The organism is Dawidia soli (genome assembly GCF_018598185.1).
GTDB classification, from domain to species: domain Bacteria; phylum Bacteroidota; class Bacteroidia; order Cytophagales; family Cyclobacteriaceae; genus Ohtaekwangia; species Ohtaekwangia soli.
The window spans coordinates 296,002-322,355 of record NZ_JAHESC010000001.1 but is presented as its reverse complement, the minus strand read 5'-3'; the positions used below and the strand labels follow the sequence as shown (position 1 = coordinate 322,355).

The 26,354-nt window shown below is 55.3% G+C and carries 27 protein-coding genes; 5 read left to right on the top strand and 22 right to left on the bottom strand.

Annotated features, from left to right (window positions below; translation table 11 throughout):
- From KK078_RS01340 to KK078_RS01290, 11 genes are all read right to left on the bottom strand, one after another.
- On the bottom strand, positions 1-309 hold a 309-nt coding region (locus KK078_RS01340), incomplete at its 3' end, for a GntR family transcriptional regulator (RefSeq protein ID WP_254088427.1).
- A gap of 87 nt (positions 310-396) precedes the next feature.
- Positions 397-714: a transcriptional repressor gene (locus KK078_RS01335; RefSeq protein ID WP_254088426.1), complete on the bottom strand. Its 318-nt coding sequence runs from the start codon at positions 712-714 to the stop codon at positions 397-399.
- Positions 715-720: 6 nt separating this feature from the next.
- Positions 721-1,014, bottom strand: a complete 294-nt coding sequence (locus KK078_RS01330) for a cupin domain-containing protein (RefSeq protein ID WP_254088425.1) — start codon at positions 1,012-1,014, stop codon at positions 721-723.
- A 5-nt stretch (positions 1,015-1,019) separates the two neighbouring features.
- Positions 1,020-1,370 (bottom strand): bleomycin resistance protein, encoded by a 351-nt coding sequence (locus KK078_RS01325; protein WP_254088424.1) that lies wholly within the window; start codon positions 1,368-1,370, stop codon positions 1,020-1,022.
- A gap of 93 nt (positions 1,371-1,463) precedes the next feature.
- Positions 1,464-2,888 (bottom strand): HmuY family protein, encoded by a 1,425-nt coding sequence (locus KK078_RS01320; RefSeq protein WP_254088423.1) that lies wholly within the window; start codon positions 2,886-2,888, stop codon positions 1,464-1,466.
- Between the two features lie 38 nt (positions 2,889-2,926).
- The gene (locus KK078_RS01315) at positions 2,927-4,993 is read right to left on the bottom strand and encodes a TonB-dependent receptor plug domain-containing protein (RefSeq protein WP_254088422.1); all 2,067 of its coding nucleotides are present in this window, start codon (positions 4,991-4,993) and stop codon (positions 2,927-2,929) included.
- A 1-nt stretch (position 4,994) separates the two neighbouring features.
- Positions 4,995-6,080 carry a hemin-degrading factor gene (locus KK078_RS01310; protein ID WP_254088421.1) on the bottom strand — a complete coding sequence of 362 codons (1,086 nt, stop codon included), beginning with the start codon at positions 6,078-6,080 and terminating at the stop codon, positions 4,995-4,997.
- A gap of 36 nt (positions 6,081-6,116) precedes the next feature.
- On the bottom strand, positions 6,117-6,923 hold the full coding sequence (locus KK078_RS01305; protein WP_254088420.1) for a heme ABC transporter ATP-binding protein: 807 nt from the start codon (positions 6,921-6,923) through the stop codon (positions 6,117-6,119).
- The gene (locus KK078_RS01300) at positions 6,923-7,990 is read right to left on the bottom strand and encodes a FecCD family ABC transporter permease (protein WP_254088419.1); all 1,068 of its coding nucleotides are present in this window, start codon (positions 7,988-7,990) and stop codon (positions 6,923-6,925) included. Before KK078_RS01300 ends, KK078_RS01305 begins: the two co-directional genes overlap by 1 nt.
- Before the next feature lie 8 nt (positions 7,991-7,998).
- A complete protein-coding gene (locus KK078_RS01295) occupies positions 7,999-8,856 on the bottom strand; it encodes a heme/hemin ABC transporter substrate-binding protein (protein WP_254088418.1) in 858 nt (285 codons plus the stop codon).
- 179 nt (positions 8,857-9,035) lie between these two features.
- Positions 9,036-9,686 carry a LuxR C-terminal-related transcriptional regulator gene (locus KK078_RS01290; protein WP_254088417.1) on the bottom strand — a complete coding sequence of 217 codons (651 nt, stop codon included), beginning with the start codon at positions 9,684-9,686 and terminating at the stop codon, positions 9,036-9,038.
- A 470-nt stretch (positions 9,687-10,156) separates the two neighbouring features.
- Between KK078_RS01290 and KK078_RS01285 the strand changes: the two genes are divergently transcribed.
- Entirely contained in the window at positions 10,157-10,516 is a 360-nt protein-coding gene (locus tag KK078_RS01285; RefSeq protein ID WP_254088416.1) for a hypothetical protein, read from the top strand.
- Positions 10,517-10,647: 131 nt separating this feature from the next.
- The gene (locus KK078_RS01280) at positions 10,648-11,175 is read left to right on the top strand and encodes a ferritin (RefSeq protein WP_254088415.1); all 528 of its coding nucleotides are present in this window, start codon (positions 10,648-10,650) and stop codon (positions 11,173-11,175) included.
- A 52-nt stretch (positions 11,176-11,227) separates the two neighbouring features.
- Here the strand turns inward: KK078_RS01280 and KK078_RS01275 are convergent, their stop codons facing one another.
- The 10 genes from KK078_RS01275 to KK078_RS01230 form a co-directional block, all read right to left on the bottom strand.
- Complete coding sequence (locus KK078_RS01275; RefSeq protein WP_254088414.1) at positions 11,228-12,817, bottom strand: class I SAM-dependent methyltransferase; 1,590 nt, start codon at positions 12,815-12,817, stop codon at positions 11,228-11,230.
- Between the two features lie 17 nt (positions 12,818-12,834).
- Positions 12,835-13,761, bottom strand: coding sequence for a ribose-phosphate diphosphokinase (locus tag KK078_RS01270; protein ID WP_254088413.1), 927 nt, complete (start codon positions 13,759-13,761; stop codon positions 12,835-12,837).
- Between the two features lie 12 nt (positions 13,762-13,773).
- Entirely contained in the window at positions 13,774-15,183 is a 1,410-nt protein-coding gene (locus KK078_RS01265) for a nicotinate phosphoribosyltransferase (RefSeq protein ID WP_254088412.1), read from the bottom strand.
- A 27-nt stretch (positions 15,184-15,210) separates the two neighbouring features.
- Positions 15,211-16,107: an NUDIX domain-containing protein gene (locus KK078_RS01260; RefSeq protein WP_254088411.1), complete on the bottom strand. Its 897-nt coding sequence runs from the start codon at positions 16,105-16,107 to the stop codon at positions 15,211-15,213.
- A 151-nt stretch (positions 16,108-16,258) separates the two neighbouring features.
- A complete protein-coding gene (locus tag KK078_RS01255; protein WP_254088410.1) occupies positions 16,259-16,942 on the bottom strand; it encodes an NUDIX hydrolase in 684 nt (227 codons plus the stop codon).
- 54 nt (positions 16,943-16,996) lie between these two features.
- On the bottom strand, positions 16,997-17,350 hold the full coding sequence (locus KK078_RS01250; RefSeq protein WP_394370540.1) for a DUF6958 family protein: 354 nt from the start codon (positions 17,348-17,350) through the stop codon (positions 16,997-16,999).
- A gap of 477 nt (positions 17,351-17,827) precedes the next feature.
- On the bottom strand, positions 17,828-18,124 hold the full coding sequence (locus tag KK078_RS01245; protein ID WP_254088408.1) for a hypothetical protein: 297 nt from the start codon (positions 18,122-18,124) through the stop codon (positions 17,828-17,830).
- A gap of 81 nt (positions 18,125-18,205) precedes the next feature.
- On the bottom strand, positions 18,206-18,721 hold the full coding sequence (locus tag KK078_RS01240; protein WP_254088407.1) for a chemotaxis protein CheW: 516 nt from the start codon (positions 18,719-18,721) through the stop codon (positions 18,206-18,208).
- A 285-nt stretch (positions 18,722-19,006) separates the two neighbouring features.
- Entirely contained in the window at positions 19,007-19,639 is a 633-nt protein-coding gene (locus KK078_RS01235; protein WP_254088406.1) for a response regulator transcription factor, read from the bottom strand.
- Positions 19,636-22,074 carry a sensor histidine kinase gene (locus KK078_RS01230; protein ID WP_254088405.1) on the bottom strand — a complete coding sequence of 813 codons (2,439 nt, stop codon included), beginning with the start codon at positions 22,072-22,074 and terminating at the stop codon, positions 19,636-19,638. Before KK078_RS01230 ends, KK078_RS01235 begins: the two co-directional genes overlap by 4 nt.
- Before the next feature lie 53 nt (positions 22,075-22,127).
- Here KK078_RS01230 and KK078_RS01225 point away from each other — a divergent pair, with 53 nt between their 5' ends.
- Positions 22,128-22,376, top strand: coding sequence for a hypothetical protein (locus KK078_RS01225; RefSeq protein WP_254088404.1), 249 nt, complete (start codon positions 22,128-22,130; stop codon positions 22,374-22,376).
- 252 nt (positions 22,377-22,628) lie between these two features.
- A complete protein-coding gene (locus KK078_RS01220; protein ID WP_254088403.1) occupies positions 22,629-23,969 on the top strand; it encodes an ammonium transporter in 1,341 nt (446 codons plus the stop codon).
- A 292-nt stretch (positions 23,970-24,261) separates the two neighbouring features.
- Here KK078_RS01220 and KK078_RS01215 read toward each other — a convergent pair whose 3' ends face one another.
- Positions 24,262-24,618, bottom strand: a complete 357-nt coding sequence (locus KK078_RS01215; protein WP_254088402.1) for a hypothetical protein — start codon at positions 24,616-24,618, stop codon at positions 24,262-24,264.
- 497 nt (positions 24,619-25,115) lie between these two features.
- Here KK078_RS01215 and KK078_RS01210 point away from each other — a divergent pair, with 497 nt between their 5' ends.
- Entirely contained in the window at positions 25,116-26,354 is a 1,239-nt protein-coding gene (locus KK078_RS01210) for an MFS transporter (protein WP_254088401.1), read from the top strand.

Sequence of the window (26,354 nt, the reverse complement as noted above, 5' to 3'; positions counted from 1 at the left end):
GCTAAAGCTCAACCAGTTGTCCAGGCGCGTGCTGACGGTCCTTTTGACGACGGTCGTGCCTACTCCCTTCTTCCGCGTCAGCAGATTCTCGTGTTGCAGCTTGTTCGTGGCCTGGCGGATGGTATTGCGCGAAATACCCAGGCGCTTGGCTAATTCCACCTCTTTCGGCAGCAGCTTCCCATTCTGGTAATGGGGGCTTTCGATCAACGCCCGCAAATGGTTTTCCACTTGTACATGCAGCGGTATGGGACTGCTGTGGTCGATCTTAAAATCGCCGGGATCTTTCTCAATTTTATCCTTTACGGCCATAATACAGCTGGGATACAAGTCGCAAATTAGACATGTGCGAACATAAAAACAACGTCATGCACCTTGTATTGCCCACGAACCTGGATTTTAGGGCGATCCGGAAGCAGAAAGTGGAATGCCCTTGTATTGCAAATGGTATATCTGAAGCTTTCGGTGCGGGTCGTGACCGATCATCAGCAATCCGGCGCGCACCAGCACCGCCAGTGTATTGTATACCGTCGACCGGCTGACACACCGGCCCTGGTTACACAACCGCAGGTATACCGATTCGGCGTCGAACGAGCCCTGGCCGTTGAGGATCTCTTCCAGGATACGCTTTTTCTTGGCCGTCAGAACGATATTCTGATCCGCCAGGGTGCTTTCGGCCAACGTGATAAAATACCGGGCGGAGGTTGAGCTCAGCATAATTTTCTATTCATCTGCAAACGTGATAACAACAGCCGGGCTCATGATCGATATTACCTCGAAGCTGGTCATGGCGCGCAGTCCATACGGCTGCCCGGCCGGCACCACCAGCGTCTTGCCCCGCGACAATTCATGATCGGTACCGTTCAGGTGTATCATGACGCGGCCCTTCTTGACCAGCATGAACTGCTCGCCCGTTGCATATCGGGTGCGCAACCGCTGGCGTTCAGCCCCGGCCAGCTGTACAACCTTAAAGAGGTCGTTCTGATACAGCGCCCGTTCTTCAATAGGCAGCGGCATGTTCATTATACGCCAAACGAAGATTGGCCAAACTTCAACAGGTTGCCGTCGGGATCGCTGACGTAAAATTCCTTCATGCCCCACGGCCGGTCTTCCAGGTGAAGCCGCACAATGCCCTTACGCTCACAATGCTCATAGAGCGCTTCGATCCCGCCCGACACCCGGAAATAAAGACTCGAGCTCTGCGGAATAGCCGGATCACTACACCGCCACAAATGGATCTCGACATCATCGCGCTTCAGAATGATCAGGTTCTCATACCGACGATGCAACACAAAGTCCAGCTTGCGCTGATAAAAGTCACGCGAGCGCTCCAGATCAAGCGACGGAAGCTGCGGAATAGCCTGATGGATCATACTATCATATCAAGTAACAGTAAAGAATGAGATCGTTAGTCCCTGCAACAGCCGGGGCATTGGTTGCCCCGGCCCGAGGGTTAGCGTGAGCCATTAGGCCTTCACAACAAGTTTGTATTCGATCAGCGGCTTACCACGCGTACCGCCATCGTTCGCATGGAAGTTGATAAAGCGCAGCTTATAAACATTGCCAAAGGCATCCTTCACCACGTAATACCGATCCGTGCGCACACCGACGGTCTCTGTGCTACCTTGCGGCGCCGACGTCACGCGCCAGCTGGAACCGATCACATCGCGTTGGTTGTCAAATGTAATATTCGCTACATCGCTTGCCGCGAAGTTGTCGTACGCCACGGTGGCTTCCATCACCTGAACAGATGACACACCCCCACGGTTATTGATGAACACCAGGTCGGAGTATGCATACGGAATGCCCTGCGGCGCCTTGTAAATGCTGTAAGTCCACTCGATGTCCCACTTCTCACGCGCCGGCGCTACGGCTACGACTGCATTTGTCGTAAACGACACATACGTAAAGTCGTTCGTAGCGGACTTCGCCACGTCAAGCTCGGTGAACTCCGTAGCGTTCAGCGGAGCGTATTGCACTTTGTATCCTGCACCGTTGCGCAGCACACGAACTTTGATCAGATTCTCTGCCGCATCGACGATACCGAAACCGCCGGCGCGGTTTATCACATATACTTTATTTTCAGCGTCGTTATCAGAGATTTCCTCGATGGCGGTATTGTTGAGGTCGCCGGTCACGTCGTCAATGATGTCAAACGTACCCTGGCCCTGGCCCAGCGCCAGTCCGCCTGTCTCCACATTCTCCGCCGTAACTTCGGCCAGATCCGTGGCATCGACTGCGATGACCGACGCGGCGGTTGTGTTGTTGATAATCACCCGGAACTCGTCACCGCTATAAAAACCGAGGTCCCATGACTTGCGGGCTACCGCCGTCTGCTGGTTGCTGCTAAAATCGACAAACACCGAGTTGCCTGCGCTCGAACCGAGCTCATCGCTGATGATGCCGTTCAGCGTCATCTGCTGTCCTTCCGATACGATCGGCGAGAACGACACCGTCACGGTAGACTTCTCTCCTACTACAGCGCTTTGCGAAGTTGTTCCAACCGTAAAGACGATCGAAGCATCGCCTTCCAGGAACACGTTGCTTGTGCGAAGTACTTTAAACGACGCCGTGCTGGAAGCTGCCGGCACAGACACGGTAAACTTACCATCGGTGGCGGCCGGTGATGTCGTAAAGTGTGTGCCGTACTGTACTCCGGTCGTAACCAAGCTCACGGTAAAGTCGGTAGCCACGTCCACCGCGCGCGACAGGTTCAATTTTATTTCAACTTCGTCCTGGCCGTCTTCCAGACCCAGTGTGGAGGATTCAAAGTCCGCTTTGTTGGCCGGCAGCGGCGGATCGTCGTCGCTACACGCGTTGATCACCAACGCTAAAAAAACAATGCTACAAGCGATAGCAGCCAACTTCAGAAATCTGTTCAAGCTATTCATACGAGTTTAGATTATGTAAAAATTATAGGTGTTTTGTGTTATTTGGTAAAGTGCACATGCAGCGACAGGAAGTACGAGCGGCCATAGCTCATCGGTTGATCTCCGCCGCCACTGTGCGCGTTGCCGACATCCAGCGACGTATTGCGCAGCGTCGTTACGTCCAGCAGGTTTCGTACGCCCACGGTCAGGTCCAGCAGGCGGTTGATGCGCTGGGCCACGGTAAAGTCGGCCCATTGAAAGTTCTCGCGGGAGGCCAGGCGCGTGATGGGCTCGGTACTTCCCTCCGGTATAACAGTTTCATAGTTGGAGCTCTTGCCAGTGTATTTATAGTACAGGCTAACCGTCGTACCGGGCTTGTTCCAGGTATAGGACACGTTGGTGCGCACCTCCGGCGACCAGAGCAGCTCCAACACCCCCTCCTGTGACTTCAGCGGGTCGGAGACGCCGATATAGGAGAAGCCCAGCGAAACCTGCAGACCACCGTACAGGTAATTGTTGTCCAGCGTCGTACCGATGGTACGTGATCTTGTGATATTCTCATACCGCGAAATCACACCCGACGGCATCGACGGATCGGCCACCGTCGCCAGGATGATCTGATCCTGAAAGGTGCTGTAGAAACCCGCCAACGTCGAGGTCAACTGATCTTTGCGGCCCGCGCCCGTCAATGCCTGCCAGGCCAATGAGCCGGTAAAGCTGTTAGAGTATTCTGCCTTCAGGTTTTCATTGCCATAGATGTCATGGCTGGCATCGTGAAAGCTGAAATACAGCTCGCGCAACGCCGGCGAGCGAAAGCCATACGCATAGGCCAACCGCAGGTCAAGCCGCGAAGAGAGCTGGATCTTGGTGTTGAGCGAAGGCACTGCGGGCGGTGCATCGTATACCGAGTTATGAATGAACCGAATGCCAGGCCGTATATTCAGGAACGAAGCGGGCTTGATCTCTGCCGCGGCAAAAACAGCATAGTCGTTTATTTCGCGCTCGCGGTCGATGCGGTCACCGGCGCCCTTGCTGAGGTTTACATCATACCCCGGCTGCAGGGACACGCGATCCGATAAGCGGTACAGGAACGTGCCGCGGCTCATCGCCATGCTGAAGTCCGTTTCGTCTTGCGTGCCCGGTTCCGGGGAGAGCCAGGTAGCGCCCGTGGCCATGTCGTACAGCAACGTGCGGGTACGGCGCGAGTAATCCTGGTAACTGGCCACACCGTTGAATACAAGTCGCTCGGTCAGGTTCCAGTCCGCCTGCAGCTGGTGATTATACCGGTGCGTGATATACTCCTTATCGATCGCCTGCCCTACCCGCGGGTTGTATGTTCCCAGGCTGGTGATCGTCTCGTCGGTGTAGTTCAGCCGGTAACGCAGCGTCATTTTATCTGTTCCAAAACCTACGTTTCCCATGCCGAGCCATTGCTCTTTGGGGTGCCACCGCATCGGCTGCGACGGCAGGTCGCTGGAGTAATGATCTTCGTTCCAGCCGCCCGCGTTGTTGCGGGTGACCGAACCACCCGCCGACCATTTGCCGCGTTGCCAGTGCGCACCCACGCTTTCGTTGTGCACGCCTTTGTCCGTAAAGGGATCGTACTCGCGGGCCGCGGTCTCTTCCAGCACCCGTGCTTCGAGGTTCCAGTGGCCGTCGTACTTTTTGGTAATGATGTTAAATACACCGGCCAGGGCGTCGGAGCCATACATCACCGACATCGGCCCCTCCACGATCTCGATACGCTCCACGGTGTTGATGTCGATCTGGTTCAGGGCTTCGCGGGTTTCGCCACGCTCCAGCAACGGTACACCATCCAGCAGGATCTTTACATTCTGTCCGCCCATGCCCATCAACCGGATGTCGCTTACGCCCAGGGCCAGATCGTTCGAGAAGCGCACGCCCAGTTCCGTGGCGAGCACGCTCTGCAGGTTCGTGGCGCCGCGCCGTACGATCTGTGCGTACGAGATGGTACGCACCTGGTATACAGACTGCTTGATCGACAGCGGCTCGAACTGGCCCGTAACCACTACGTTATCCAGCTGCGTCGTCCGAAGTGAATCCTGTGCATACAGCATACCGTACCACGCCAGTAACACGCCGGCGATTGCCAATCGGAGTTTCATATTACAAGGCGGGTAGGTTTTCGACCATGCTGCGCCACTCCAGCTTCTCGGGTATACCCGGCTTGCGCAGGCCAAAGAACTGGGCAATGAGGTTGCGCTGCTTGTCAAACAACTCTACCGAGGTGACAAACCCCTCGGTGGTATTTTTCTTTACCACCCAGGCGGTGTCCACCAGGTCCATGCGCAAGTGCATGTTGAAGTCGGGGTCCAATACGTTCAGCCACGGCTCGGGGCCGTTGTGGCCGCGCTCCAGCAAACGAATGGTGCGCACCTTGCCCTGATGTATCTGCAGGTTGCCGCGGTTGCCGGCAAAGATCATAATGGGCAGCTTCTGCGCTGCCGCTGTTTCCAGGATCTGCTGCGGTGTAGCCTTCGCGTTCAACTGGTAGGTAAATTTTCCCCGCGCCACTTCCAGCGCCTGGTAGCGGTCTACTTTGTGACGGCGCAGCATGCCGAAGAAGTCGTGCGTGTCTTTCAGCTCGCCCCACTCCTGCAGGAACGCCGCTTCGTTGTCGGGGCCTTTCAGCACTTCGTTTGCATAGACCGACACGGGCTGCTCGGGACTTTGGTCTGGCGAACGGAAGTCTTCGATCAGACGCGCATAGGCTTGCTCATCGCTCTTCTCCTGCAGGTATATCTTGGTCACGGCTTCGCCTGAACGGTCAAACACCTGGATGCTCTTCAACACCCGGTCGCTCTTCTCTTCCGTCGCCGCAAAGGCTACGTGCCAGGCGTGAAAGAACACGCGGCTTTCAATAGGGCCAATGACCGTCGCCATCGACCGCGGGCCGGCGTCAATGATATCGATCTCCTGAAAGGGCCCCTTGTGCTCGAGGATACATGCGTCGTTGCGCGTGAGCGACATGACACGGCCGAGCGTCGTAAAGCGCCGCAGCAGCTCGGGCCACGGCCCCTGCAGGCGTACTACCTGTGCGCCGATCTTGGTGGCAAGCAGCTCGGCTTCGCTGGCACCAAGCGCCCGCGCCGCTTCGCGGATTCGAAGCGTGGGTTTAGTTTGTAAGAGCGATGCCCAGGCCTCGGCCAGCGCGCTGGCGCCGGCGGTGTTGGTTTGAATTGAAGTTTCCACGTTATGTTAGTTATTCCGTTGAGTCATTTGTTATTATTATTTGCCCACCGCCACAAACCGGTTAGCAGGATCGCTCGCCGGAATGATATAGGGGTGGCCGGTAACCGGGTCGCGGTATAGATTGACGCGACATCGGAAGGTTTCTTCTATATTACGTTGTGTAAATACCTGCCCGGCCGGACCGTGTGCTGTCACCAGGCCGTCGCGCAGAAAGTATAGCGTGTCTGCGTATTGCACCGCCTGGTTGAGGTCGTGCACGATCGCCATCACACCGATGTTGCGGGCGCAGACGGCACGGGCAAGGTTGAAGATGTATTGCTGTTGGGCAATGTCGAGGCTGCTGGTCGGTTCGTCCAGCAGGATGTACCGGGGGTAAACGGTTTCATCCCACACCTGCGCCAGCACGCGTGCCAGCTGTACGCGTTGTTTCTCTCCGCCCGACAAGGTTTGATACTGCCGTTCGCGAAACGCCAGCGTACCGGTCAGGGTCATGACCGCTTCGCAGACGGCCCGGTCCTCTGCCGGCGACGACCGCCGGCCGTGACGGCCCAGCGCCACCACCTGTTCCACCGTAAAGGCAAACTGCACCGTCGTGGCTTGCGGAAGTACCGCGCGTACCTGCGCCAGCTCGCGCGGCGTATAGGAGCTTATATCCTGTCCGTTAATACTGACAGCGCCTTCGCTGGGACGTTGCTCGTTGGCCAGTACTTTCAGCAGCGTACTTTTGCCGGCGCCGTTCGGTCCGACAATAGCCGTAAAGGCACCCGGCATTACCTGCAAGGATACACCGTGCAGGATCGCTCTGCCGAGGGTGCGAAACGTTATCTGGTGGGCCTCGTACATCAGAGCTCGTGTTTCTTTTTTGCGTTTAACAAGAGGGCTATAAAGAAAGGCGCGCCGATAAACGCCGTCACCACACCGATGGGCAACTCCGAGGGGGCCACCACCGTGCGGGCCACGACATCCGCCAGCACCAGCAGCAATGCGCCACCGAATACCGACGCCGGCAAGACCAATCGGTTATCCACCTGGAACGACAGCCGGATAAAATGCGGCACGACCAACCCGATAAAGCCGATCATACCCGCCAGCGATACGCTCACGCCTACGGCCAGCGCGGAAAAAAGTATGACCAGTTTTTTTGTGCGTTCTACGTCGACGCCAATGTGGTAGGCTTCGGCCTCGCCCAGGGCAAGCGCATTGAGGGAACGGGCAAAGAATAATAATGCACCCGTTGAACCGATCAGGAAGGGCGCGGCAAAGCCCAGCTTTTGCCAGGTAGCACCGCCCAGGTCGCCGAGTGTCCAGAAGGTAAACGTGCGCAATTGATTTTCGTCGGCATAGAAGATCGCCAGACCGATAATGGCCCCGGATAAGGCATTCAGCGCAACACCCGTCAGGATCAATACGGCTACGTTCGTACGTCCCAGCTCGCTGCTTAAACGCAGCACCAGGAAGGTTGCCGCAAGCCCACCGGCAAAAGCAACGATGGGTAACAGCGAGTCATAGACCCAGGGTGCGAGGTATACCGACAACGGACCGCCAAACACGATCAGGATCACCACCGCCGAGGCCGAGCCACCGGATACACCGATCAGGCTGGGCTCTACCAGCGGATTTCGAAACAGCCCTTGCAAGGCCGCGCCGCTTACACCCAACGCACCGCCGATCAGGATCGTCATGGCTATGCGCGGTATACGGATCGACGACAAAACCACGGCGTGCATCTCGTCGACGGCCGTGCCCTGAAAGAGGCCAAGCTTCTGCAGCAGGATCACAACCACATCGCCCGCCGGTATAGACACCGCGCCGATGGTCAGCGAAAAGATTGTCGCTACCAGCAAGCTGACGCCTAATCCCACCAGGACGACGGTGGCACGAAGATCGCGCAAAGACAATGCAACGTTCATGATCCGCCTTACTTGGGTTGCAGCTCGGGATGCAGTAACACTACCAATGCCTTCACGGCTTCGCCGAAACGGGGCCCGAAGTTGGTGAGCATTAAACTATCGAGGGAGACGATCTGTTTTTTCTTGCCGGCAGTCGTTTGTGCGACACCCGGTACGGTGAGCATACCTTCCACACCGCCGATGCTTTGCAGGCCCGCATCGATCATCACGAGGTAGTCGGGGTTGGCGGCAATGAGCGCCTCGGTATTTAAAGGCTTATAACCTTCTACATCTTTTACCGCGCTGACAGCACCGGCGTAGGATAATATTTCACCAAAGGTGTTCGTACCCGCTACGCTGACCGTAGCCGTCCCTCTGTTGTAGATACAAACCGCCTTGGGTACAGCGGTAGCGCGCTTCAGCATGGCCTTCGCTTCCGCCAGTTCGCCTTCGATCTTCGCGATCAGTTTTTTACCTTCTGCTTCACGATGCAGTGCCGTGGCGATCTGCTGTATAAACTTGCGTGTGTCGTCTACGGTAAACTTGCGGTCAACGATCACCAGCTTCACGCCGCTGCCGGCAAGTTGTTGCAACACGGCTTCGTCAACATAATCTTTCTCGGCGATGATCAGGGTGGGCTTCAAGCCCAGGATACCTTCGGCGCTGATGCCGGTGCGGTAACCAATCGAGGGCAACTTCTGGATCTCGGCCGGATACAGGCTCGTACGGTCCGAAGCAATGATCTTGTCACAATCTCCCAGAGCACATACGGTCTCCGTTAGTGCACTGCCCGCAGTAATAATGCGGAGCTGCTGTGCCGACGAAGAAACAGATATACCTATAACAAGGAGAAATAATACAAGGCGGCAGGCGCTGGATTTGCTCATTCTGTTTAGATTAATTCTAAACAAAAGTAGAGCAGCACGTCATCCTGCGTCAATCGCTTGCAGCGGGCATTTTTGATTTACCTTATGGGGGCTAGTGTGTATACAGCGGGTGTATCACATTCAGGCGATATACCATCGTACGTTGGGGTTAGGTATATACCTTCTAAGGGTGAGGCCCGTTACCTCGGTTTAATGAGACCGAAGTCGATCGCATAGATCACAAACTCGGTCGGCGACTTGATACTCAATTTGCGAATGATACTCTTACGGTGCGTTTGTACGGTATGCGGGCTGAGATGCAGGTCGTCTGCGATCTTTTGCGTAGAGTTACCCATGGCCAACAACTTGAGGATCTCGGTTTCACGTGTCGTGAGAACATTCACGGCGGCCTGCGGTATTTCGGCACCGAAATGTTTCTCCATGATGATGTCCAGGATCTTGTGGCAATAGAATTTCTCGCCACGGGCCACCGATTGTATCGCCATCATGATCTCCTCGCGGCTACACTCTTTTGTCAGATAGCCTTTCACACCGGACTGTAACACATCGAGTATGTTACTCTTATTATCATCCGACGAAATGATGAGTACCTGGGTCTGCGGAGAAATGTTCTTGACGGCGTGAATGTCCTGGCGGGTAATAAAGCCGCTCAGGTTATAGTCGGCAATGAGCAGGTCGGGTGTATGTTTACGAAGCAGGGGCTCCAGCAGTTCGCGTTTTGTTACTTCATCGATGATGCTGGCGTTGTCATTACCGCCAAGAAATTGTGTAAGTCCTGCGGCGGTTAGGGGCTGGTTGTCGGCCAGTAGAATGCGAATGGGATCCCTCATTGGATATCTTTTGCTTCGTTGATCCGGTTCGGACAAGCTTCTAAAGTCCTAGAAGCCAACCTATTTAGACTAATTCCAAACAAAAGTAGCGACGAATTCGTTCAGAATCAAGGTTTCTTTCATTAAAGCGGGTAGGACGTCACACGTGAGGGGTGATTTAGCTCCCGACGCATGCTGCGCAAGGGGCGGAAATCATGGAAAAGAGTGCACCAAGATTGCCGGCCGACCCCGGCCCGAGGCGTTACGTAGCTCCCTTCCCTTGGCGGCGGATGATCCCTCGCCCTGGGTAGCCATAAACTGCATTTAACTGACAGGCCGGAGTCATTTTTGGACAGTCTTCAATCACGTAATGCGAGTCAGTTAAATACAACTATCTGATTATCAAATGCATGAAAAGTTGTCTTTATTTAGATTTTTTCTACAGAAAGGTATTTATGAATACTAACTTGTCGCTACATTTGCTTTCGAATATGCAAAGTTTGGAAAATCAGGTGACCGATACCCTCGTACTTACGCTTACACGTGCCGGCGGTAGATTTGAGTTGATGGTGGGCGAGAAAACGTTCCAGCAGAATACCTGTGAGTTCATGCTCACCTACTGGTCCCTCCAGGGAAAAGACATGGATGAGTACATGAACAACCTGGCAAACGAGTTCGACCAGGTACGTGTCCCTCTTTCCGGCTGCGGCAGAGCTGTTACACTGCCCCTTTCCGATTTCGCCCGGCTTCGCTCGCTGTACGGTCAGCGCATGTTTGATCTCAAGCTGGAAGATATGCTGATGCGTCAGGGAATCACCACGTACGATGCCGCCACGCGGCAATCCCGCTAAGTCTATATATAGACTTGTTTTAAATAACACTCATTTCGCCCTGTTTCTTAGATCGTTGTGATCGAAGGCGATATTTTTGTTTAAGAAATCGACCGTCGCTCAGCAGGCGAATGGTCCTAAACAAAAAAGAAATGGCAACAACTTCTATACTTCGTCAGAAGACATCTCTCCAGGAGAGTGTCCTGGACATCCTCAACCAACAAATGGGCGTAGAAGCTCATTCATCGGCTTTGTACCTCTCGATGTCGGCCTGGTGTTATGCACAGGGCCTGCGCGGCTGCGGCGAATTTTTCAGAAAGCAATCGGACGAAGAGCGCGAGCACATGATGAAGATCTTCCACTATATTACCCACGCGGGGGCATTGGCTGTATCGCCCGAAGTTCCCAAGGTGGAAGCTAGCTTTGACGACCTGCGCGCGATCCTCGTGAAAGCACTCGACCAGGAGATCCAGATCACCGAGAATTTCAATAAAATGACCGAGCACTGCCAGAAGGTCCGCGACTTTCAGACAGCACGGTTCCTGCAATGGTACCTCGATGAACAGCTCGAAGAAGAGCGTCAGGCACGCCGTTGCATCGAGATCTTCGACCTCATGAATGCGAAAGATGCATTGTATGACATCGACCGCGAGATCCACGATCTCAAAAAGGGCGAATAGTCAAGCGTCACAATTTGTGAATAGAGAGGCTGCTCACGACCGGGCAGCCTTTTTATTTTTTCTCCGCCAGCATCAGCATATTCGTGACAGGATACGGCAGCGGAGCAACCCCTGCTTGTACCGGCTCGAACAGCTCCACCTTTCCGGCCAACCGGTTGGCTACGATCCATTCGTTGACGTAGGGCTTTGAGACCGGTAACACCGTAAAGCCCGCTTCTTCCAACGCATGCTTCCAATCGGTAACGCTCCAGAACGTAAAGGTCTCGTGCATCTCGCTCTCCCAGTTGTCGGTATAGTCCTTGCGGCTCATGAACTCACACGCGTCGCCGAGCGACAGGCGGACATAACGCTCTCCCCGGAGCGCCACTTCTTCGTATGCCAGGGTATACCCTTCTTTCCTGCGGAAGTCCCGCGCAAAGCGGCGGAAGCGCGCGGCCGTGGAGAGACCTTCCAGGTGTTCGGCCAACGCTTCGCGCGTGTCTGCTGTTTTGAAGATGTCTTCGTCGCTGCCGTCTGCGTCGTTCAGCTTCATCAGGACCAGCCGGCGCTTATCTTCCGGTCCCACCACGTCGCGGTTGATCCAGATGCCGCCGGGGCGAAGCTCCGCATAGCGGTTGCGAATGAAGGTTAACAGGTCGGCGCGGCTGCCGTACGATTCGATCTCGTGCGTCAGCGACGAGGTGTGGATCGTATCCATCGAATTCGGCTCAAAAGCCAGCCCCGTGACGGCGTTGCGTTGCGAGAAGAATACAAAAGGGTTCTTAAACTCGCCGTTGTGTTTGCGCTGTTGGCAGATATCGAACAGGTGGCGTGCTACCTCGATGCCATAAAAGTCCGACTCGCGCAGCCGCGCATCGTCGCACGCCAGCTTGATCCACGAGCCTACCGCACAGCCGATGTCACCTACGCGCCCCGGGCGGATATAGGGCGCGGTGTCTGTATACTTCAATGCGGCGATGGTGTCCATCTGGCGCACGTAGGTGTTATAGTCGCGGGTCGTCGTAATGTCGCCGTCCTCGCCGATCATGTGGTCGCGGAACAGCAGCTGTACCTTGCCGGCCAGGCGGTACTGGCGCCAAAGTGCACGGGACGACGGATGCATGTGATCGTGTATATAGGCATCGTCCTCCCAGGCGTCGGTCGTGGCGATCTTTTCGACGACGTCCCACGGCAGGGCCGTGCTGTGTTGCCCGGTGCGGCGGTCGGTGAGCTCGGCCGGCAGGATCGGAAAGCCCAGGGACTCGTACATGTCCAGCACCGGCGTGGAGCAGATCACCGCGGTGTTGTCGGGCCGCAGGTCCAGCTGGCCGTCGCTTTCGTGGCGGATACGCTTCAGTGTATAGGTCGCAAAGTTGTTCAGGCTGCCGACATCGTCAATGCCATAGATATATACCGGTATGCCCAGCGTAGCCGTAAACTCACGAATGGCCAGCGCGCGCAAATAAAACGGCAAGGGGTTGCGCCGGGTATTGCTGTGGTTGGCCGAGGTCACGGCAAACACGATCGCCTCGACGTCGCCCGTAGGCAATACCTGGCCGTGGATGTCGCGGGCTGTATGCAGACCGTTGGACAACAGGCCGGAGAGATACTGAAACTGAAAGTTGGTCAGGAGCTGATGGCGCCCGGGAAAGAGCAGGTACATGCTCAAAGATAGCGCTTTTAGCCCATCTCGCTAAGGCTTTTGTTCGTCACCAGGTTGGAGATGGCGCGGGCCAGCAGCTCGGCGCACGTCACGATCTCCACTTTCGGGTGATCCAGCGCCGCCACCACGGTATCGGCCATGTACAGCTTTTCCAGCCGCGACTTCATGAGGTTGTCCAGCGCGGGGCCGCTCAACACACCGTGCGTACAGTACGCACGAACGGACCGTGCACCATGCTCCATCAGCAGGTCGGCCGCCTTACACAACGTACCGGCTGTGTCAACGAGGTCGTCGATGAGGATGATGTTCTTGCCTGTCACATCGCCGATGATCTCCATGTGCGCCACCTGGTTGGCCTTGAGGCGTTCTTTGTTGATCACCACCATGTCGGCATCCACGTGCTTTTTGTATTGCTTGATGCGTTTAATGCCGCCAAAGTCGGGGCTGCACAGACACAGGTCCGGCAGGTTGAGATTTTTGATATGGCCCACGAACAGCTTGAGCGACGAGAGCGGGTCGAGCGGTATCTTGTAAAACCCCTCGATGGCATTAGTGTGCAAGTCGAGGGTGATGATGCGGTCGGCCCCCATCTGCTGAATGATGTCGGCAATGATACGCGACGAGATGGAGGTGCGCTGGTTGTCGCGCCGCTCCTGTCGGCTATGCGGCAGGTACGGCAGCACCAGCACTACCTCGCGGGCCGAAGAACGACGGGCAGCATCTACGGTCAGCAGCAGCTCGAAGATGTTCTCATACGGCATGTTGATCTTGGCGATGAGAAAGACGGTCTGTCCCCGGACACTTTCGTTGAAGCGGACAAAGAGCTCGCCGTCTGAAAATTTCTCGCAGTGGATGTGGTGCAGCGGCATGCCCAGGTGAGAGGCGATGCGTTCGCTGAGAACCCGTGCGGTCGAGGTGCTGTAAATCTTGACGTTGTTTTCCATAAAAGGGTCGTACTAGGCTTGGTTGCGTATGGATGCAAAGGTATACTCTTTCCTGATCTCTCCATTCTCAAAGACCGTTTCTAACACGTCGGGCAGCCCTGCCTCCGCTCCTTCCGCCACCGTGCGGAACCCGGCGGCATCCCGCACCAGCTTCAGGCGGCCGGCCTTCGAGGTTTTGAAAGACCGCACCAGGTTGCCGTTTTCATCCATCTCCCTGGGCGACTTCTGTACAATGACCGGACGACCGTCGACTTCCGCATACGAACACTTCAGTGCAAACTTCTGCGTATCGCGATTCACTTTCTGCAACAACGCACCACCCATACCCAATACCAGGTTTTCTGCAGACACACCGTCTTTCTTCAGTGCGTCATAGATCGTTTGGATGGAATCATAATCGACACCGTCTCCCTGGATGACACGTATCTGCGGCGGCAACACGCGGTAGCCCTTGCTGTTTACCGTAAAACCGAACTTATCGAACAGGAGCTGGAAGATCGTTTTCAGGGTCATCACCGGGTCACCACTGTCTGGGCGTACCACCAACCGGCCGTTACGGGCCAGGATGCGGTCTTTAAATACACCGCCCCACAGGTTGCTCACGGCATGAAAGACGTCGTAGGAATCGGATACACAAGAGAGGATACCTTCCGGGTAAGCACGTAATACATGGTCAAAAACCTTCTCCTCCCCTTCTTTGCCCAGCAGCGTCATGATGGAGTGCTCGGTAGCGGGTACGGACATACCGTACACGCGGTCGGCGTTATAATACTTCTGTGCAAAGACCGATGCATATACCGTGTCACTGCCCAGGAAGCTGAGCAAGTGCGCGGAACCACCCAGGCCGGCGCTCTCGACAGAGCTTACACCGCGAAAGCCAAAGTCGTTCAATACAAAATCGATACCGCCGTGCGCGGCTTGGTCAACGGTCTCGTCGTAATAACGCTTTACAACCTTGCGTACCTGGTGAGAGACAGTGGCCACGGTGCTGGGGTACCACACCTGCATCAGCAGCGTTTCCAGGAAGTTCGTCAGCCAGTAGCAGTTCGGGTCGGTGTTCTCGATCGTCATCAATACCTGGCGTACCGGCACCGACATGCCTTCTGGCACCGCTTTGATGCGCACCGGCAACCGGCCGCCGTGTTTGTCGATGATATACTCAAAGATCTCACGCTTGAAGACACCTTTGCGACCAAACACCTGGTTCATGAGCTGCTCGGCAGCGTCCACATCCGCGCGGGTAACGGCTTCGCCTTGCAGATACTCTTTCAGAAAATATTGCAATCCATAGAATACTGTTTCATCAAACGTGCCGCCGCGGCTTTCCAGGTAGGAGTATATTTTTTCGGTACCGGGGTAATACAAGGCATGGTGAGAATATTTATAGGCGTCGGCCAGCAAAAGGAGATTGTTCGTTTTCATACCGATGGTATTTAGAGATGGGAAGTGTCACTTCAGGTAGGTATTCAGGACAGCGCTCAGCTGTGGCGTGTGTTCGGGTGCCGTCTGACCGTTGGCCATGAGTGCGGCAACATCGGTCAGGGTAAACCAGGCTACCTCGGCAATGTCGTCGCTGCCGACCGGCGTTCCGGCCAGGAAGTCCGTGGCAAAGAGCGTGGTGATGATCTTGTCTTCTTCGCGTCTGTACCGCCAGTCGTCCATGCGGAAGGAAGCCATATACTGCATTGGAGAGATCTCCAGCCTGCCACATTCTTCGCGCAGCTCCCGCGCAGCAGCCTCTTCATAGCCGGCATCGGTCGGGTCGACGAAGCCACCCGGTACGCGCCATTTGTTGTCGATGTCTTTCCGGCCCAGCAGTATCTCTGTGCGGTTGTTCCGGAACAGCGCCACGTCCACCGTGGGGTATACTTTCAGGTATGTGTTGGCGTAGGCGTAGATAATGCCCGTGCGGAACTCCCGCGAGTCGAGCACCTTGTCACTGATCTTCTCGCGGATGAGGGTCGAATTGTGACGGCCCGTTTCCGGTAGCTCCACCGTTTCGTGCACACCGCTGTAGTAGGCCTTAAAGCTGTCGCGGCTGCCGTAGAGTACAAACTGCCCGCCGGGAAACGTAGAGGCCAGCAATGCGTCGAGCTGCTGCGACCACCGTGTGTCCAGCGGGTGATCCGACAGCGGCAATACGACGATGTCGGGAAACTCGTTTTTGATCATCCGCTCGCGGGTAGGAAAGTCGAGCGGGTTACGACGGCTGCCGCGTACGGGCGATACGCCCAGGACAATGACTACCTGGTTATGCCGCTGCTGCACCGAGGTGATCAGCGCCTGGTGGCCTTCGTGCAGGTAAGGCGACTGGAAGCGGGCGATGACAACTCCTGTTTTAGTCATATTGAAATTGGTTACTATTTGCGTAATATTTACGCAAACTAGGTCATACAGGTTTTACCATCTTCAAATAATTTGCGTATTTTCTACAACAACTCTTCTCGATCCGTTCTGCAATCGATGGAGTTACATGCTTTTATACATAGCCCCGGGGTTACAGAAAGAGATCGAAGTTGTAGCCTTTCGTTTTCAGCTCGTCGTATTTCTTTTTGTTGAAGCGATAAAGGTGTGCAGGGCGGCCGGCTTTGCGCTGGATGGTCTCGTCCAGCTCTTCGAGAAAGCCGTAGCCGATGATCTTCTTCTTAAAATTCCGCCGGTCGATCTCGCGCCCAAGCAGCGTCTGGTACAGGTTTTCGAGATCCGAGAACGGAAACTTCTTATCCAGCAGCTCAAAGCCTACCGGTTCATAGGCAAGCTTACCGCGCAGGCGGGTGATCGCCATGTCGATAATGGCCCGGTGGTCAAAGGCAAGCCTGGGTATCTGGGCGATGCCGTGCCAGGCAACGTCTTCGGCATCCGTCTGGGCGGCCAGTTGATAGTCCGACGGGCGCACCAGGCCAAAATAAGCCACGGTCACCACCCGGTTACGCGGGTCGCGGCCGGGTTTTCCAAAGGAATATAACTGTTCGAGGTAATGAACGTCCACGCCTGATTCTTCCAGCAGCTCGCGGCGCACGGCGTCTTCAAGCGATTCGTCGTTGCCGACCAGGCCACCGGGCAGTGCCCAGGACTTCTGAAACGGCTCATACTTCCGCCGGATCAACAGAATGGAAATACCTTTCTCGGGGTCGTAGCCAAAGACGACAGCGTCTACGGCAACCTTGATAGACTGCTTCATGATCAGTAAATGAAGCAAATTTTAGGGGGTGATCCGAAGATCGGCGCTAAAAAATCAGTCTTCGCGCAGTGCAGACAGGGCTTTTTGGTTCCGAAGCTGCTTGGCACCCTGGCGGGTCAGCTTCAGCAGGAACAGGCGCTTTTTATACGGGGGCGTTACTACCTTGATCAAACCGCGTGCTTCCAGGTCGAGTTTCACCTGCAGTACGTACCAGCTCACATCGCTGTCGATCATGTCGGGCAGGTTCGATTGTGCACGTTCCAGCAGCGCGTGGAGCGTAAAGGTCTCTTCTTCGGTATCCAGGATGGAAAGTACTACGGCGCAGATCTCGTCGTAGTGATGTTTGGGCATAACGACACCCTTCTTCCCATCTGGCCTCAATGTCACAATCGTCTCGGTCCCGCTCATGCCTGTCAAAATATATTTAGTGCAAAATTAAACTCTATAACGCAGAACTCGTTTACCGGATATATCAGGTATCTACCTTTTTTCAAAAAAAACGTTGCCGGTCGGCTAAAATCTGTCCGTGTCTGGCAATGATAAAATAAAAAAGACAGGCTATAGCGCTCACCTATAACCCGTCTTTACTATATATTTTACTCTTTGTCAACCCGCTCCCTCCCCTGTGCAGGGTAGTTGCACGGTATATATAACCCTGCGCCTAGGGGTTAATAGGCGTAAAATCTTCACCGCTTACGGCGTCGTCCGGCATTACGGCAACACCCTTCTTTGCACGAATGTTGTCCATACGAACCGCCTCTTTTTACCGTTACCGTTTGCATGCGTTGTATACCGCGGTGCCCACTGCTGGAACTTGCGCACGGTATAGTCTTCGGCTGCGTAGTCCTTCTCCCTATCGTCGATCGTAAAGAACGACGAGGTCTTTCAGGCTTTCGGCCCGGGCAGTGAGCTCTGTCCTCCCCCTTCGATCAGTTGCCGCATGCGTGCCTCGTACTCGGCCAGCATGCGGGCCATCATGTCGCCGGACAGTTCCATTTGCTCCACTTCGGCCAGTAGCATCTCCAGCAGCTTTCCCTGCTCGGCAGGGCGCGATTCCTGCTGAAGCAGCTGCAACATGCCTTTTACCCGAAACAGCGGCCCATGCAACATCTGGTCGTTGTGAAATGCATAGTGCCGCGTTTGCTCATACATCCGTTGCAGGATCTCCCCTTCTCTTTCCATCACAATCTCTATTTTACTTCCGTTATGGATGTGTTTATTCTTCTGCTCACTCCACTGGCAATGCTCATCCGATAATCTCCTTCATCCTCTCCGGCTGTCTATCGGGTCATCTCTCCTTATGTCGGTATACTCTGCGTGAGAGAATATCTTGTCCATGTCAAGGATTACGATAAACTTGTTGTCGAGCTTGATCACACCATCGATAAAACGCGTGAGCTCTTTGTTGCCCACCGTGGCCGGTGGCAGGATCGCTTCGGGCGTGACCTCGATCACCTCGAAAACGCTGTCGACGATCGCGCCGATCTTCAGTAATTCCTGGTCCGCCTTCACGTGTAGCACGATAATACAGGTGTCCATGGTGTCGTCAGCGGTCGGTAGCGAGAGCTTCACCCGCATATCGATCACCGGCACTGCACTACCCCGCAGGTTGAGCACGCCCCGCATGTACTCGGGCGCGCGCGGCACACGGGTCACCGGTAACATTTCCATCAGCTCGGTAACCTTGCTTACATGTACTGCGAAATGCTGGTGGTGCATCATGAACGTCAGGTATGAGTCGTCCACCGCTTGCTGTTGATCTCCGCCAGGCCGTATCATGTTACGAAGGGATCACATTCATAAACAGTTCTTATAGGGATATCTGTTTTGCAGGGGAAATCACCGTTCTTAATTGCGAAAATCCCTACGTTTCAGTCGGGCAATTGGCGTCTGGCGCCTTTACAGTCGCACCATTGTCAAAATGGTCGTGTCAGTCCCGTGCTTTTTGGACTACAAATGAGGCGGAACCCGCTGCCGCAAACGATAGGAGGTTTCAGAAATAGGTGGGCGAATTCCCAATTCGGATTGGGAAATTTCCCAATTCGAATTGGGCGATCCGCAGGGTCAGGCGTGCTGCAGGTACAGCTTGATAAGCTGCACGACGTTCTTGACGTCGCATTTTTGGAGGATGCTGTTCCGGTAGTTGGCCGCGGTCTTTTCGCTGATGAAGAGCTTCCCGGCGATCTCGTCGGTGTCGAGGCCCTCGATGATGAGCTCCAGCACTTCCAGCTCGCGTTTGGACAGCACCTTGCGGAAAAAGTCGTAGCCCTCCCGCGGTTTGTTCATGTTCTCCACGATGTTGCTCATGATATTCTGACCGAAGTATTTCTTGCCGCTGCTCGCCGCCGCGATCGCCGCCAGCAGCTCTTCCTTGGCAGCGTCTTTGGTGAGATAGCCCATGGCACCGGCCTCGATGGCTTTGGTGGCAAACGACGACTTGTCGTGCATCGTCAGGAAAATGATGCGCACGGCTTTGTTATACTTCTTGGCATATTCCAGCACTTCGTAGCCGTCGCCATCGGGGAAATTGATATCACACAATAAGATCTCGACTTCGGGATGCTCCTCCAGCAAGGTCTTCGCTTCGGCAACGGTGCCGGCCTCTGCTACAACCTCCACTTTGCCGGAGGCCTGCAGGATAGAGGCCATGCCTTCCCGCAGGATGCCGTGGTCGTCGGCGAGTGCAATCTTGATCATGATACGTCTGCGTTTAGGGGTATAGTGAGGCTGATCGTCGTGCCGGCCCGGCTGGCCGAGTTCACCAGCAGCTTGCCGTGCAGCAGGCGCGCCCGCTCGACCATCGTTTTGAGGCCAAAACTGTTTTGTCTGCTCAATGCTTCGTCTACATCAAAACCTTTACCGTTGTCTTCGATCAACAGGTGCAGGCTGTTCTTTAACTTCATCACCATCACCGACAGCGACGTGGCCTGCGCATACTTCATCGCATTGTTGACACCCTCCTGCGCAATGCGGTAGATGTGCATCGCCGGCGCCTGCTCCGGCTCGAAGCCGTCGAGGTTGATCTTGCATTGGATCGTTACCTGTTTGCCACGGAACACCTGGTAGCGCTCCAGCAGCGCGGTGATCGCGCTCTCCAGCCCCAGGTTGCGAATGCTGAGCGGCATCAGGTCGCTCGTCAGGCTCTTGATATCGGTCGTGACGTGCAGCAGCAGCTCCTGTACACTCCTGCATTGCCGTTGTTGCTCCGGCGTCAGTACGTCGTGCAGGCCTTCCAGCTGCAGCTTGACCAGGCTCAGCAATTGTCCCACGCCGTCGTGCAGCTCACGGGCAATGCTTTCTTTTTCATTCTCCTGTACCAGGATGATCATCTCCGTCAGCTTGCGCTGCATCTCCAGCTCGATCTCGAGCTTGGTCATCGTCAGCGCGGTGACTTCGTCCTCCAGGCGTTTGCGTTCGGTAATGTCGAGGATGTTGATCACAAAGCCCATGGGGTCGCCATCCTGGCGGATCAACGATGTCACGACCTGCGTCAGCAACCGCCGGCCGGACTGTGTAATAAACTCCTGCTGGCTGCGGCAGTGCTCTTGCAGCAGGTGCTCGGCCGATGGCTCTGGCAGCAAGGTGGCAATATCCTTTTCAATGATCTCGTGTTGTTTATACCCCAGCAGCTCGACGGCCGTGTCGTTCAGGAACTCGATCGTGCCGTCCATCGAAGTAAAGAGAATGGCCGAATGGTTCTGCTTGATCATCTCTTCGTAGATGGTCAGCTCCTTCTGGATCACCTTGTGATCGGACAGGTCGGTGACCGTGCCCACCATGCGTTGCGGGTTGTTATCATCGTCTACCTCCACCACCTTCGCGCGGAACATGATCCAACGGTAGTCGCGGGCGTCGTCCAGCACCTGTACTTCCATCGTAAACGGGTGGTACGGCGGACGCAGGCTTGTTTCGAAGTTAGCCCTGAACTCGCTGCGCAGGTCGGGATGCACGTGCCGGATAAAACGGCTAAAGTCTTGTTCCGGTCCCAGGTCGATGCCCATGATCTCTTTGGCACGCGGCGAGAAATAGAACTGCCGGGTACTGATCCTCCATTCATACACACCGTCGCCGTTGCCTTCCAGCGCATAGGCCCAGCGGTCCTCGCTTTCGCGCAAGTCCTTGTTGAGCTTGCTCAGGGCATCGGCCGAACGCTTCTCGGCATCGATGTCCTTGATGATGCCGATGATGCGCGTCACGCGGCCCTCGGCATCCCACTCGATGGGCATGTGCTGGTCTTCGATCCAACGGTAGGTGCCGGCGCGATCCTGCAGGCGATATATTTGTATGGCCGGCTGGCTGGCCATGGGCGCATAGGCATGCTTGCGCTCGGCAAAACATGCTTGCTCCTCCGGATGGACCAGCGACAGCCACTGCGTAAACGTCGGGTTGAATTCGCCGGCGTCGTGGCCGATCAGCTCGTATAATTTTGTATTAAAGACGGTCTTATCCTCTTGCGGATACCAATCGTATACCGCCAGGTTTCCCACCTGCAACGCAAACAGGTACCACTCTTCGCGCTGTTTGAGCTGGTGGCTGAGCGCCAGCTCACGCTTGAAGGCCTCGCGCAACCGGCTCTCGCCCTGCACCTGCTGGTCGCGCAGCCGTTGTTCGAGTGCGATGCGCTCCAGCTCGCTGCCGATGCGCAATGACAGGAACTCGAACGTAAGCCGAACACGCTCAGAATCGAGCACAGGCCGTTTGAACAAGCTGACGATAATACCCACAGGGCTGCGGTCCAGGTCGCAAATAGGAATGCCCACGTAGCCGTCGATGGCCCGGGCACGGAGAAAAGGTATGTGCGGGTGGCGGGCAGCAATGCCGTCGTAAAACACCATCGCCCCGCTTTTTCGTACTTCATCACACGGGCCGCCCGCCAACGGATACTGTATATTTTCCAGCATGCCGCTGCGATCGCAGACCGCCAGGGTACTGACCGTTGTTTGCGAGGCAGAAAAGGTGCCGATGAAGGTTATATCGGCGTCCAGTAGTACATTGAGGCTGGTGACGGCCGTGTCAAAGAAGGCCTGGCCGGTTTTTCCGGTCAGCGTAGTTTGCAGCGCATGCCACAAGGAGTCAACATTCCTGTGGTCGGCTGGAAACGGCTGGAGGGAGGCCTTTTTTCCATTGATCATGGTGGTGAATACAAAAGCTCCTGCAAAAGGAACTATTACTTAAGATACGAATGATGATGCAATATTACACATTAGAGAACAAACTCCAGGATGCCGCCTTCCTCGCCGGCCAACCCGTCGTTTGCCCCATCGCATTACATCGCCATGACCTGGAGGCAGGCACCCTACGCGAAGGCGCATCCATCGTCGTCATGCTCTCCAACCGCGCGAAATACAAAGCTCGTATAGCCAGCCTGACCTACACCCTAAAAGGCACCCATGCCGCCGGTGAAATGACGATTATCCGTGAAGTGCCGTCCTAAAAATACCTATTGACCCGAAAAACGTCGGGCCGTATCTCATTTTCACCTCGTTTTACAACCAGTAATCCCAACACGCGTCTTCATCACCTGCTTCTCATTTAAAATATTTCAAATTTTAACTGACCTAGCCTAAAAACACCCCATCACTAAAACGTTTTCGGTCATTTTAATTAAAAATGCCTCAAAATCGAATCTATTCTTCCAAAAAACACCGATTTTTGAGTCACTACAACAACCAGATCTTATTCCTATATGAAAAAATCGTTAATCTTTCTTTTGCTGCTGGTGGGATTCAGCGTGCTGGCGGTGTTTATGCCGTCGCTGCCCAAGCAGATCGTGACGGAGGGGCTCAATGGAGGGGACATCGCCTGGATGCTGGCGGCTTCGGCGCTGGTGCTGCTGATGACACCCGGACTGGCGTTCTTTTACGGCGGCATGATCGACATGAAAAACATCATATACACCATGTTCCAGAGCTTCATCGCCATGGGCGTAGTCGGTGTCTTGTGGATCGTAGTGGGCTTCAGCCTTGCCTTCGGTGATTCGATCGGCGGCATCATCGGCGACCCCCGCTCCTTCTTTATGTTCCAGAACGTACTGGACGGCAAACCCTGGGCTCTTGCCCCCACCATTCCGCTGGTGCTGTTTGCCTTCTTCCAATTGAAATTCGCGATCATCACCCCGGCGCTGATCACCGGTACCTTTGCCGAGCGCGTACGGTTCAAGTCGTATATCATCTTCCTGGTGCTTTTCACCCTGTTCATCTACTCGCCGCTGGCGCACTGGACCTGGCACCCCGAAGGTTTCCTCTTTAAAATGGGCGTACTCGACTTCGCCGGAGGCACCGTGGTCCACATGTCGGCCGGTATCGCCGCCCTCGTAGCGTCGATCTTCCTGCGCAGCAACAGCGAAAAGAAACACATCGCCCCCGCGAATATTCCCTATGTACTGCTGGGCACCGGCCTGCTGTGGTTCGGTTGGTTCGGCTTCAACGCCGGCAGCGCCATGGGTGCCAGCACCCTGGCCGCCTCTGCCTTTGCCACCACAAACACGGCTTCCGCGGCGGCAGGCCTTGCCTGGATCCTGCTGGATTCGGTAAGAGGTAAAAAACCTTCCGCCCTTGGGTTCTGTATCGGCGCCGTGGTAGGTCTCGTGGCCATCACCCCTGCCGCCGGTTTCGTAACCATTCCTTCAAGCCTCTTCATCGGTACATTCGCCAGCCTCATCAGCAACCTGATGGTGCACTGGAAGACCACCAAAACTTCCCTCGAAGACACCCTCGACGTGTTCCCCTGCCACGGTGTAGGCGGCGCGGTCGGCATGCTGATGACGGGCCTCCTCGCGCACACGGCCGTCAACGGTGCAAACACCACCGGCAACGGCCTGTTCTTCGGCGAGACAACCCTGTTCTTCGTACACCTGAAAGCCCTGGCTATCGTCGTAGGCTTTACCTTCGTAGGCTGCATGGTGATCCTGAAGATCACCGACATGATTTCGCACCTGCAGATCAAGGCGCACACCGACGCCAAACGCCCGGCCGAAGAAACAGCCGACGAAGCCATCGAGTCTGCCGAGCTCCTCACCGCGAACTAGAGAACTCATTTTTCTTATATACCTAAACCGACAAGAGGGTGCTTCGAAAGAGGCACCCTTTTTCGGTTTTACAGGATGCACCTGGCAAGTCTGAGCGAAGCGGTGACTTGTGCCGCGGTCGGTGGGCAGTTTGCAACTGCCGTCAGCCGGCTGGCGGATGGCCACAGTATAGGCACAAATCATCGCTTCGCTCAGACTTGCCAGTGACCTTTTTAAAAACAACAAGGCCACTCCAGTCTCCTGAAGCGGCCTCGTGCCTTTATACCTGTTTTCTGTGTGTGCGTGTAGTGCCCTAGTTAGGCACCGCTGCGGCGTCGGCCACGGGAGTGATTTTTTCCAGGCCGCTGAAAGATTCCAGGGTGCCGGTCGGTGTATACTTCACCTCGATCTTATTGCCTTTAGCTTTCTTTACGAAGCTATAGTTCAGCGGTGTTACGATCGTGCGGCCGTTGCTCGATTCTTTTTCGATAAGAGCGGTCCAGTAGCCACCTTCCGGCGCGGCGCCAAAGTCTTTTTCAAATGCATTGCGTACCGACACGGGCACTTGTTCCAAGGGAACCTTGATCGTTTCTCTCAAAGGAGCGTTTGCTGCGATTGCCAACCCCATGGCTAATACGAATGCGAAGCCTGCCAAAATTACCTTTTTCATAGTTGTCGATATTTAATGTGACTGATGTGTTTTAAGTTTCTTTATGGTGATCTTAACGGGGCGGGTTTGAAGAAAGTTAGCGTTTATAGCTCCCGCAATCGGTGGTATTTTTATTTCTACCCCATCTATACTCTTGTCGTCACGGCTATACCGTACACTATCGAACAACATGATCCATCTCAAAAACCCACGCCATGCGGGCACGAAGCGCGATAAAAGATGACGTGTGTATCGCTTGTTCAAAAGCGTACATCACCCTCGCAGCGGCGGACACCTCCGTTTTTCTGATATATACCCTCCGTTTTTTTCGAAAATATTTTTTTCCGCGTCGTAAAGACCCTTCTCAAACAGCGTATATTGTTCACAAGTGAACAAAACCTATCCCATTCACGGACATCTACCGTTGGTATTTTCTCTGTAAATTTCATGTTACAACAATCACGCAGATAAAAGGCATACATTTTTTATCGGCATGCATACCAAACAATCACGCTTCTATGAATAGCAACCGCATTGACCGCGAAGACAACAAAGGATCTGAACTCCCCGCCGTCACGGTGGCCGAAACCGGCGGCCTCGGGTCGGCGCGCGTGCCGGCCGCCCGACAGAACAAGGTGGCGATCCGGCTGGCCGTGACCGTCTTCTTCTTCACGCAGGGCCTCTGCTTTGCCTCCTGGGCCAGCCGCATTCCGGATATTAAGGTGTTGTTGGGGCTGAACGACGCGCAGCTGGGCACGATCCTCTTTGCTCTACCCGCGGGGTTGATGACAAGCCTGCCCCTGTCGGGCTGGCTGGTGACACGGTTTGGCAGCCGCCGGATGCTGCTGGTGGGCTCCTCGTTGTACACACTCACCCTGGTGGTGATCGGCCTTGTAACCGACCGGTGGCAGCTGACCGGCGCGCTGTTTATGTTCGGCTTCTTCGGCAACCTGGTGAACATCGCCGTAAACACCCAGGCCATCGGCGTCGAAGCCGTCTATGGCAAGTCCATCATGGCCTCCTTCCACGGCGCCTGGAGCCTGGCCGGCTTTACCGGTGCTTCCATTGCATGGTTCCTCGTATCCTTAAACACCGCCCCCTCCCATCATTTCGCGATGATCGCCGGGTTGGTCTTTGTGCTGGTAGCCCTGGCGTATAAACGCACGCTACCGGCCATGCGCGGCTCGAGCGACACTCCGCTGTTTGCCAAACCCGATGGCTTGTTGCTGCGCCTCGGCATCATCGGCTTCTTCGGCATGGCCAGCGAAGGCACGATGTTCGACTGGAGCGGCGTGTATTTTCAGAAGATTGTCGAAGCCCCCGAGAAGCTGGTGACGCTGGGTTATGGCGCCTTCATGAGCACCATGACCGGCGGTCGTTTCATCGGCGATGCCCTGTCAAACCGGCTGGGACGTAAAAAGATGTTGCAGTTAAGCGGTACACTGATCGCCACGGGATTGTTGGTGTCCGTGTTCTTTCCGATGATGATCACCGCCACGATCGGCTTTTTGCTCGTAGGCTTTGGTGTGTCGTCGGTAGTGCCGCTGGTGTACGGCGCCGCGGGCAAGTCGGGCACGATGTCGCCCGGCGTAGCGCTGGCGGCCGTGTCGACCATCAGCTTCTTCGGCTTTTTGTTGGGCCCGCCCGTGATCGGCTGGATCGCCGAGGTAGCAAGCCTACGCTATTCGTTCGCGCTCATTGCCTGTCTCGGTTCGGGTATCGCCATACTCGCAACACGCTCGCGCCTGTTGCAGTAA